Source organism: Neisseria sp. S1 (assembly GCF_048060015.1).
GTDB lineage: Bacteria > Pseudomonadota > Gammaproteobacteria > Burkholderiales > Neisseriaceae > Neisseria > Neisseria arctica.
Genome location: NZ_JBLUPI010000004.1, coordinates 200,983 through 209,060 on the forward strand (window position 1 = coordinate 200,983; position 8,078 = coordinate 209,060).

Sequence of the window (8,078 nt, forward strand, 5' to 3'; positions counted from 1 at the left end):
ACGGCAAACTATCCGATATGAAAAAAATAGGACTTTTCGGCGGTACTTTCGACCCCATCCATAACGGCCACCTACATATTGCACGCGCATTTGCCGACGAGCTCAATTTAGATATGGTGGTATTCCTACCCGCAGGCGATCCTTATCATAAAGCCGACGTCAAACATGCGGCCGCTCATCATAGGCTGGCAATGGCCGAGCTTGCCGTAGCAGATGATCCGAGATTTGCCGTCAGCGATTGCGATATTATTCGCAAAGGCGCTACTTATACATTCGATACCGTACAAATTTTCCGCCAACAGTTCCCTACCGCCCGATTATGGTGGCTGATGGGTATGGACAGCCTATTACAACTACACACTTGGAAAAAATGGCAAACACTGGTACGCCAAATCCATATCGCCGTTGCTGCGCGCAAAGGCGACAACCTGAATCAAGCACCTGCGGAATTACATGCATGGTTAGGCGATGCGCTGCAAAACCAATCTCTAAAGCTGCTCAATGCACCGTTATACGATATCAGCTCTACCTCTATCAGGAAACAAATTCGCCAAGGCCATATTCCGGCCGAGAACCTGCCGGAATCAGTCGCCCGCTACATTACCGACCACAAACTTTACCGCTAATCGAAAATGCCGTCTGAACCCATACCGCTAAACAGCAGACGCTATAACATCAAATCTAGCCACAGTTTGCTTTTCAGACGGCCTTAGCCGTTTCAGGTATAATTCACATAAAATACAGATATTCTCAACAGGAAACAGAATGAACGAACAAGAATTGCAAGACTTGCAGAAAATGGCAGAAATCGCCGTAAATGCTTTGGAAGACATCAAAGCCAAAGACATCACCGTATTGGATACCGCAGCCAAAACCTCGCTGTTTGCCAAAATGATTATCGCCAGCGGCGACAGCAGCCGCCAAGTCAAGGCTTTGGTTAATAACGTAGCCGTCGAATTAAAAGCAGCCGGCTTTGAGATTCTCAGCACCGAAGGTGAAGACAGCGGCGAATGGGCCTTAGTAGACGCCGGTGATTTGGTGGTTCATGTTATGCTGCCTGCCGTACGCGATTATTATGATATCGACACCTTATGGGGTGGTGAAAAGCCGTCTTTCCATGCCGGAGCCGCGAAGCCTTGGCATGCGGCAGACAGCCAATAACCAACCCATTATTCACGCCAGCCGCAAGCCCGCTTGCGGTTTTTTTTCCCGTAAAAATATGGTTTTAATTTTAAAAGATACCAATGAATACGGTATCTCCTATGATCCCAATCTTTTCAGACGGCCGCCTATTTAGTGCACAAAACACTTACTCGATTGATCAAAAATTTTTGCCAAGCAAGGCCGGATAATCGACAAAAGCCGTCTGAAAAATATATAGGCGCTGTGTGGAACCCATTTCATACAACCACAGCAATCCAAACCGTACACCCTCTATTAATTACAAATTATGAACATTACCGTATTGGCAGTCGGTACCAAAATGCCGCGTTGGGTCGATGAAGCCGTAGAAGAATACGCCAAACGCTTTGGCCGCGATATTAACTATGTCTTGAAAGAAATCAAACCGGAAAAACGCGGAGCCGGCGTTAATGCCGCCCAAGGCATGGCTGCCGAAGAAAAGCGTATCCTCGAGACCATCCCCCAAGGTGCTTATCTAGTTGTTTTGGACGAACGCGGCAAAGCGCCTACTTCGGTAGAATTAGCCGCCCATTTGAAACAATGGCAGGCAGAGGGCGAGCATGTTTGCTTTATCATAGGAGGTGCCGACGGCATGACCGACAAATTAAAACAGCAAGCGCGCATGATGATGCGCTTGTCCAGCCTGACCCTGCCTCACGGGATGGTACGCGTATTACTAACCGAACAGCTCTACCGTGCCGTATCCATTCTGCACAATCATCCATACCACCGCGAATAAGGCACATATACAGCGCACAGCCGCCGGCTGGTAAGACAAACCGACAAACAAGAAAGCCGCCCTTACATAAGGGCGGCTTTAAACCATAGTTGAGTAATATCTTACTCGACAGGCATACAGTTTTTCACTTGGATACTTTCCACATCTGTTGGCATACCATTCACTTCCTGTTTCTCAAACCGCACCAAGAATCCACCATCTTCTTTATATAGGTTTCCGGCATATTGGTTGCTGATTGTCCAACCATACTGATCATTACTGAAAGCAATCAAATCTTCATTACTACGGCTGCCGTCATATTTCAAATCCAAAGTCTGGCCATTAAACTTCAACTGTGCCACGGCAGCCGTACCGGCTCCGGCATAACGCGCATCAATGGTTTTACCGTCATCACATTGGAAAGAGAGCCACTTCGCCGAATTAATTTCACCGGCTGCCGGTGCAACAGCTACGATTTCCGATGCTACTCCCGTACCAGTTGCGGAAGAAGCCGTCTCAGCGGCAGAAGCAGGAGCGGATACCGCTGTATCCGTTGCTTTTTCAGCCGGCGTACACGCCGAAAGCAACGATAGCACAACAGATAAAGCTACAAATTTCAAACCGGATGTATTCATTCCAAAATTCCTTTCTCATTAAGCTTTCCGAACACTAAAACAGCGTACCGGAAGCAGCATTGCAAACTAACGTCTCCAGTATAACAGCCCCTCTTACTACCTGCCATCCGCAAGACTCGACCGTGATTGAAATAAGGCTGCTTTCACCCGCAAACTCTTGCTATAATCGCCCATTATTTCAAAAAACAATATGCTATGAGCCACACCTCCCTACTTGATACCGTTGAGCTACCTGAAGACCTCCGCCGTTTGGATAAAAAGAAACTGCCGCAACTTGCCGCAGAGCTACGCCATTTTCTGCTGGAGTCCGTAGGAAAAACCGGCGGACACTTTGCCAGCAACCTCGGCGCAGTAGAGTTGACCGTTGCACTGCATTATGTTTACAACACGCCAGACGACAAACTGGTTTGGGACGTCGGCCACCAAAGCTATCCGCACAAAATCCTTACCGGCCGCAAACATCAAATGGGCACCATGCGCCAATACGGCGGCTTGGCGGGCTTTCCGAAACGCTCAGAATCTGAATATGACGCATTCGGCGTCGGCCATTCTTCGACATCTATCGGCGCTGCTTTGGGTATGGCCGTAGCAGACAAACTGGCCGGCAATGGCAAACGCAGCGTCGCCATTATCGGCGATGGCGCGATGACGGCCGGACAAGCTTTTGAGGCGCTCAATTGTGCGGGCGATATGGATGTGGATTTGCTCGTTATCCTCAACGATAACGAAATGTCGATCTCGCCCAATGTCGGCGCATTACCCAAATACCTCGCCCGCAATGTCGTACGAGATATGCACGGCCTGCTCAGCAGTATCAAAGCGCAATCCAGCAAAGTATTGGGCGTATTGCCCGGCGCTATGGAAATCGCCCAAAAAGTCGAACACAAAATCAAAACCATCGCTAACGAAGCCGAGCATGTAAAGCAGTCTCTATCACTATTCGAAAACTTCGGCTTCCAGTACACCGGCCCGGTTGACGGTCACGATGTCGAACAATTGGTAGAAGTATTGCAAGACCTGCGCAACCGTAAGGGTCCGCAGCTATTGCACGTTATCACTAAAAAGGGCCAAGGCTACAAACTGGCTGAAAACGATCCGGTGAAATACCACGCGGTTGCCACCTTAGCCAAAGAAGGAGAAACACCGCCCCCCGCCGCTCCCGCCAAACCTACCTATACCCAAATTTTTGGCCGATGGTTGTGCGATCAGGCAGCGGCCGATTCACGCTTGGCTGCCATTACCCCTGCCATGCGCGAAGGCAGCGGCTTGGTGGAGTTTGAACAACGTTTTCCCGAACGCTATTTTGACGTAGGCATCGCCGAACAACACGCGGTAACTTTTGCCGGAGGCTTGGCTTGCGAAGGTGTGAAACCGGTTGTGGCTATTTACTCAACCTTCCTGCAACGTGCTTACGACCAACTGATACATGATGTCGCCCTGCAAAACCTGCCCGTATTATTCGCCATCGACCGCGCAGGCATTGTCGGTGCCGACGGCCCTACCCATGCCGGCCTATATGACCTGAGTTTCCTACGCTGCGTACCCAATATGGTAATTGCCGCACCCAGTGACGAAGCAGAATGCCGCCTATTGCTGTCTACTTGTTATCAGCTCGACTGCCCTACTGCCGTACGCTATCCGCGCGGCTCAGGCACAGGCGTTGAAGTTTCAGACGGCCTGGATACCGTCCCGGTCGGTAAAGGCATCATCAAACGCCAGGGCAAACAAACCGCCCTTATCGCTTTCGGCAGCATGGTTCAACCTGCATTGTCGGCAGCCGAAACACTGGATGCTACCGTAGCCGATATGCGTTTCGTAAAACCGATTGATGAAGAATTGATTCTCCGGTTGGCACAAAATCACGATTATTTGGTTACCATAGAAGAGAATACGCTACCGGGTGGTGCAGGCAGTGCCGTACTCGAGGTATTGGCTAAACACCGCATCTTAAAACCGGTATTAACACTCGGCGTAACCGACTGTGTTACCGAACATGGCGACCCGAAACGTCTGCTCGAAGAGCAAGGTCTGAGTGCCGAAGCCTTATGCAATAAAATCAGCACTTGGCTTCAGGCATAAACAAACCGCCGCCCTCACGCAATAATGCCGCCTGAAAATTTCAGACGGCATTATTGCGTTACTCAAAGCCATACGGTTAAACAAACGACAATACGCACTATTTAACTATTTTTACTGATAACGCCTACCAATAAGCTGCAACCATAAAACAATACCGCTACAAAAACCGGCTTTGCCATACGGTTCGCCCGCATTTCACGCGCCCTTACCCACGACACTACCATGAACCACACCACAGAAATCATCCACATTATCGGCACTGCCGCATTTGCCATTTCAGGCTACCTGGTCGGCGTACGCAAACGGCTTGATATTTTAGGCGTTTTGATTGTCTCCCTCCTGACCGCCATAGGCGGCGGCATGATGCGCGATGTGTTAGTAAATCGTACACCTGCGGTTTTTACCCAAAATACGGCCTTGATTGTTATTGGCATTACCCTGCTATTAGCCTGGCTGTTCAAATTACAAAATAACCGCAAAAAAGTATTGGCAGCCTTGTTCCTACTGGCCGACTCTCTCGGGCTGGTCGCTTTCACCATTACCGGCGCACAAGTGGGGCTGATGTACGAACTCAATTTATTCGGCGTAGTGATGCTGGGGTTTATTACCGCCGTAGGCGGTGGTATTGTGCGTGATACGTTGGTGAACGATATTCCGATGATTCTGCGTAAAGATTTTTACGGTACTGTATCAGTCATCATCGGCTTAGCCTTATATGCGCTGGATTCATTTGGCGGGGTGAATACGCTAACGTTGAATATCCTGCTATGGGGCGGCTATGCCTTACGCTTGTGGGCACACCGCGTATCATGGGCGTTACCGCGCTTTTAAAAGAGATATGACATACACCGCCTAAGAGGCCGCCTGAAAATCAAAAAGCAGCTACTCCAATGCCAACCCTTGCAAGCAAACGTTCGCTATTTCAGATTTTGTCTGGTGCTACAGTGTTTTTCTCCCCTCTGCAATCCCGTATAATCGCCGCAACCACCCCGGTAAACCCGCATCGATACGGCAACCCTCAAGAATCCGATATCAATGCCGCTATCTCTTAAAAACTACCGTCCCTGCCCGGAGCCCCTTTTATGACCGATATTCTGAATAAGATTTTAGCGACCAAAGCCGAAGAAGTCGCAGCCGCCAAAGCCGAAATTCCAACCGAAGAAATCAAGCGACAGGCTGCAGCCGCATCACCCGTCCGACCGTTTCTGAGTGCCATTCTGGCGAAGCATGCTGCAAACCAGCCCGCCGTTATTGCCGAAGTCAAAAAAGCCAGTCCCAGTAAAGGCCTGATTCGAGCAGACTTCAATCCTGTAGAAATTGCCCGGGCCTACGAACGGGCAGGTGCCGCCTGCTTATCGGTACTCACCGACGAGCAATACTTCCAAGGTTCGCCGGAATACCTGCGCCAAGCTCGGGCAGCCGTTTCACTACCCGTGCTTCGCAAAGATTTCATTATTGACGAATACCAGATCTATCAAGCCCGCGCTTGGGGTGCGGATGCGGTTTTACTAATTGCTGCCGCATTAGAAGCAGATCAACTTGAGCAACTAGAAGCCACCGCCCACTCTTTAGGCATGACGGTATTGCTTGAGCTGCACGATGCCGGAGAATTGCAAAAATGCCGCAAGCTCACCACCCCGTTAGTAGGCGTGAACAACCGTAATCTGCGCACATTCGAAGTTTCCTTGCAACAAACTTTAGATTTGCTGCCGTTACTCGAGGGTAAGACTATTGTTACAGAAAGCGGTATCACCGGTAAAACCGATGTCGATTTTATGCAATCCCACGGAATCCATACCTTTTTAATCGGCGAAACCTTTATGCGCGCCGACAACATTGAAACTGCGGTTAAAGCCCTATTTTAAATATTTAGTTTGCTCAAAGGCCGTCTGAATTTTTCAGACGGCCTTTGATTATTCTCCAATACATCAGTGATCTCTTCTGTTAACCTGAAAAGTTGCTTATTAAGTAAAGCACAGAATATTTACGCTGATATAAAGTATTACTGCGGTATGTTCCGGTATTTTTCACGATAGTAAACAGCCCGATAGCTGCGAGGCACACAGATTCGGGCTATAATGGAATCATATTTTGAATATGATTCCCATTTTTCAGACGGCTTCTAAACCAAGGCCGTCTGAATGCATAAGGACACACATGGAACAAGTTATCATCAAAACGCCCGAAGAAATCGAAAAAATGCGTGAATTAGGCCGTCTGGCTGCCGAAGCCCTGGATTATATCGGCCAATTCGTCAAACCCGGCGTTACTACCAACGAGCTCAACCAACTCGTTCACGACTATCATATCAACGTACAAGGCGGCTATCCCGCGCCCTTAAACTACGGCAACCCGCCCTATCCGAAATCGTGCTGCACCTCCGTCAACCATGTTATCTGCCACGGCATTCCCGATGACAAGCCCCTAAAAAACGGCGATATCATCAATATCGACGTCACCATCAAAAAAGACGGCTTCCACGGGGATTCCAGCCGTATGTTTGCTGTCGGAACCATCAGTCCACAAGCGCAACGCCTTATAGACGTTACTCATGAAGCCATGATGGCCGGCATTGCCGCCGTTAAACCCGGTGCCACTTTGGGCGATATCGGCTATGCTTGCCAACAAGTAGCCGAAAATGCCGGCTATTCGGTCGTGCAGGAATTCTGCGGCCACGGTATCGGCCGAGGCTTTCACGAAGCTCCCCAAGTATTACACTATGGCCGTAAAGGACAAGGTATGGTGCTCAAACCGGGTATGATTTTCACCATCGAACCCATGATCAACCAAGGTAAGCGCCACCTGCGTATCTTGGCGGACGGCTGGACAGTCGTTACCAAAGACCGTTCACTCTCAGCCCAATGGGAACACGAAGTATTAGTCACCGAAACAGGCTACGAAATCCTAACCATCAGCCCAGCTACCGGGAAACCATAAAACCCTGCTATTTTCCCTTTGGAAAATTTCTCTTTTTACCCTGCTTGTCTGTCACCCTCAAGCAGGGTGTTCATTTACCCACTTACCAACAGCCTTGTACTTCCCCGACTATTTTCCCAATATCACCCTGTGGTAAAAATACAGCTTTACAATCACAGGCACTACTACTATGCAATATGCCAATTAATTTTGCGACAGAAACCAGGATACATCCTTAAATACAACACTCAGGTAACAATTTTACAAAGTACCGCCATAAGGCTTTTTTACCCCCAAAAATTCATTTTGCTGAAGCCGCGCGCGATAAATCAGCGCGATTTTTGAGATAAACCGCTTTTAAATTTATTTCACCATGTGCAATAAATTTTCAAATCCTGCCAAACAAAGGCAGGATTTTTTATATTGGCTTGAACAAAGCACTCCGATTGCTCGGCTGTTTTAAGAAGCTAGGGCATCATGTATCCATCAGTTAAACATACAAGGAAATTAAAAAATGGACACATTAGAAATCAGAGCTGCTACAAAAT

9 protein-coding genes are annotated in these 8,078 nt (G+C 48.7%); 8 read left to right on the plus strand and 1 reads right to left on the minus strand.

Annotated elements, in window-relative coordinates:
- Nucleotides 1-17: 17 nt before the first annotated feature.
- From nadD to rlmH, 3 genes are all read left to right on the plus strand, one after another.
- Nucleotides 18-626 (plus strand): nicotinate-nucleotide adenylyltransferase, encoded by a 609-nt coding sequence (nadD, locus tag ACEPPX_RS04755; RefSeq protein WP_416623138.1) that lies wholly within the window; start codon nucleotides 18-20, stop codon nucleotides 624-626.
- A 139-nt stretch (nucleotides 627-765) separates the two neighbouring features.
- Complete coding sequence (rsfS, locus tag ACEPPX_RS04760; protein ID WP_047760017.1) at nucleotides 766-1,161, plus strand: ribosome silencing factor; 396 nt, start codon at nucleotides 766-768, stop codon at nucleotides 1,159-1,161.
- A 289-nt stretch (nucleotides 1,162-1,450) separates the two neighbouring features.
- Complete coding sequence (rlmH, locus tag ACEPPX_RS04765; RefSeq protein WP_047760018.1) at nucleotides 1,451-1,921, plus strand: 23S rRNA (pseudouridine(1915)-N(3))-methyltransferase RlmH; 471 nt, start codon at nucleotides 1,451-1,453, stop codon at nucleotides 1,919-1,921.
- 101 nt (nucleotides 1,922-2,022) lie between these two features.
- Here the strand turns inward: rlmH and ACEPPX_RS04770 are convergent, their stop codons facing one another.
- Entirely contained in the window at nucleotides 2,023-2,535 is a 513-nt protein-coding gene (locus ACEPPX_RS04770) for an MliC family protein (protein WP_053008280.1), read from the minus strand.
- A gap of 195 nt (nucleotides 2,536-2,730) precedes the next feature.
- Between ACEPPX_RS04770 and dxs the strand changes: the two genes are divergently transcribed.
- The 5 genes from dxs (at nucleotide 2,731) to map (ending at nucleotide 7,551) form a co-directional block, all read left to right on the plus strand.
- A complete protein-coding gene (gene dxs, locus ACEPPX_RS04775) occupies nucleotides 2,731-4,614 on the plus strand; it encodes a 1-deoxy-D-xylulose-5-phosphate synthase (RefSeq protein ID WP_416623139.1) in 1,884 nt (627 codons plus the stop codon).
- Between the two features lie 222 nt (nucleotides 4,615-4,836).
- The gene (locus tag ACEPPX_RS04780) at nucleotides 4,837-5,445 is read left to right on the plus strand and encodes a trimeric intracellular cation channel family protein (protein ID WP_416623140.1); all 609 of its coding nucleotides are present in this window, start codon (nucleotides 4,837-4,839) and stop codon (nucleotides 5,443-5,445) included.
- A 59-nt stretch (nucleotides 5,446-5,504) separates the two neighbouring features.
- Nucleotides 5,505-5,666: a hypothetical protein gene (locus ACEPPX_RS04785; RefSeq protein ID WP_416623141.1), complete on the plus strand. Its 162-nt coding sequence runs from the start codon at nucleotides 5,505-5,507 to the stop codon at nucleotides 5,664-5,666.
- Nucleotides 5,667-5,696: 30 nt separating this feature from the next.
- Nucleotides 5,697-6,479 carry an indole-3-glycerol phosphate synthase TrpC gene (trpC, locus tag ACEPPX_RS04790; RefSeq protein WP_416623142.1) on the plus strand — a complete coding sequence of 261 codons (783 nt, stop codon included), beginning with the start codon at nucleotides 5,697-5,699 and terminating at the stop codon, nucleotides 6,477-6,479.
- A gap of 292 nt (nucleotides 6,480-6,771) precedes the next feature.
- Nucleotides 6,772-7,551, plus strand: coding sequence for a type I methionyl aminopeptidase (gene map, locus ACEPPX_RS04795; protein WP_047760022.1), 780 nt, complete (start codon nucleotides 6,772-6,774; stop codon nucleotides 7,549-7,551).
- Nucleotides 7,552-8,078 lie beyond the last annotated feature (527 nt).